This window comes from Halopseudomonas sp. L-58 (genome assembly GCF_056859475.1).
The window spans coordinates 1-2,310 of record NZ_JBSXON010000001.1; the positions used below are offsets into that span (position 1 = coordinate 1).

Annotated in this window: 1 protein-coding gene and 1 pseudogene; one reads left to right on the forward strand and one right to left on the reverse strand. The window is 50.6% G+C overall.

What is annotated here, in order from left to right; genetic code table 11:
- Positions 1-139, forward strand: a 139-nt coding sequence (locus tag AC13EY_RS00005; protein ID WP_482876293.1) for an IS3 family transposase, incomplete at its 5' end; no start/stop codon positions are given.
- An 18-nt stretch (positions 140-157) separates the two neighbouring features.
- Here the strand turns inward: AC13EY_RS00005 and AC13EY_RS00010 are convergent.
- Positions 158-2,310, reverse strand: a pseudogene (locus tag AC13EY_RS00010) (Tn3-like element IS3000 family transposase); the annotation flags it as partial.

A 2,310-nucleotide genomic window follows, 5' to 3' on the forward strand; every position in this document is an offset into this window, starting at 1 on the left:
CACTAGGCAGGATGCTCGCGCTGACGTGTTCGACTACATCGAGATGTTTTACAACCCAAAACGCCGACACGGTTTCAACAACCAGCTGTCACCGGTAGAGTTTGAAAGGCAACATTTACTGAGCCTGGAAAGTGTCTAGGAGATCCGGGGCGATTCACAGATCCAGTAACGCGAAGTTCACATGGTTCACCCCATGGGTATCGGTTGAGAGCACATCCGGAATGATGTCTGACGTATTGCTCATCAACAAATCAAAGATGTAGTGCGATTCATGTTCGTTGGCGCCGATCACTCTGGCGTTGATCGCAGCGTGATTGGCGATCAAGGTCATGGCAGAAACACCTTTTTGAGTGCCAAAGTACTTCGACGAATAACGGGTTTTGAAGGTCTCGCGCCGGGCTTCGAACTTTTGACCATCGGCACTGGCGTGGATCACATCTTCCTGGATGTTGTAGTACCGGAAGATGGGTAGCTTGGCTGTCGCGTTATTGATGTTGTCGTTAGCAGCATTCAATGTTTCCAGGCGAAGATAGTTCGCCTGGATAGTGCTGAGCTGATCATAGGTACGATCAGAGATCTGTGCCATGCCGTAAATGCCTTGATTGGTTGCATTGCCGACCAGAATTGCCAACAGGTCATATTCATGGGAACGGCTTCTGGATTGGGAACCCAGCACATGAGCGAAGCAGTCAATGAAACCGGTGTCACGATCAACCATGCGCAGTACATCCGCAATCCCCGTTGTGGGAATTTGCTGGAAGAAGGGATTGTTGACCAGATGATGTTTGCTGGCCGAAGGCAGGCGCCAGAAGCGTTTACCCTGCGGATTACGCAAGATGATATTCCGGTTGTCTTCCTGTTCAAGATATTCGCCGACTTCGTACAAACGGGTATCCAATTCCATGGCCATCTGTTTGATCAGCTTTTCAGGCTCCTCCGCTAATTTTGTAAAATGGCTCTGTTGAAGCAGCGTATATTTGTTTTTTCGCCAATGTTCCCCGTCGATCAGGTCGGCGTCGAGTGCCCGGTATTTAGTGATATCAGGCAGCGTCAGCTGGCCATTCAGGCGATCAGGAATCTGTTGATAGAGGAACCACTCATAACGATCGATCAGGATATTCCCTTCACCATCCAGCAGGAATTCACGTGATTTTTTGGAAAGGAGTCTGGTGTCGGCAGTTTGCAACTGAGCGTCCTGGCCGTTGAGTTCGTTTTGTGTTTTCGCCAAGGCGGCCGCTAAGTGCTGGGTGCCGTCGCAGCCTTCGAAGCGCAGACATAGGAACAACTCTCGCAGCAAACCTTTCCGCAGACTTTCTTTCTCGTCGCAGTACTGCCACATGGCTTCATCGACCGATCGTCGCTGCTCGTTCAGGAAGAGACATACAGATTCCAGATCCCTTTTGGTCAGCAGGCTCAGTGCTTGCTGTCTTACTGTTGCAAACGGTAGTTGCAGATCAATGCTGTCATCAATGAACAGGTGCAGTACTTCAGCTGCCTTGCTGACATTTTTAGCTGCTTTTTGCCAATCCTTAAACACCGCTTCCTGCGCATAATCCTTTGCCTTCTGTTTGGTCTGTCTGACATGATGCACAAAGCCATCGGCAATACGTTCCAGCGCTTGCTGCCATCGCGTTTGAAGATAGCACAATAAATACAGCCATTGGCTGCCTACGGTTTGACGTTTCAGTTTGGCACCGTAGTAGTCGACTTTCTCTGCCAGGTGTTGCAGATTTTTCTGCGACAGTGATAGCGTGCTCAACAGCAGATCCACTTCCGGCATCCAATGCTGGATATGGCGATAGACAATCAGTTCTTTCTCCAACTCGGTTCCGGTGAAGTTACGAGCCGATTGTCGCAACTGTCGGAACGGCAGTGGACCTGTGCCGTTCACGAGCTCCGCCAGTGCTTGCTTAAGACCGCGTGACATTGCACGCTCAAGGTGCGCGGCCATGTGTTCCTGTTCGTCTCCCACCACCTGACTGATGATCTTTTGCAGCGTGCTGTAGGCAGGGATTGCGATCTTCTGCCCCGAACAATATTCAATGGCCGCATCGAAGAGGTGCCTAGGCGCTGTCCAGGCTCTGGCTTGCTGGGATAAGTAATCTCTCAACGCCGCTCCATGGTCTTTGACATTCCAGCGCTGGTAGTTGCAGAGCTGGAAAACACGTTGGTAAATCCGTTCGTTCTCTTTTGGCGTGAGATTAAAGGGTCTACAGCCTGGGCCTGGTAGAACGGTTTGATAAACGTATTTGAGGTCCTGCTTGATCTGATGAAAGCCGGGATTCAGCACCACCGGCTTGGCTTTGAAAT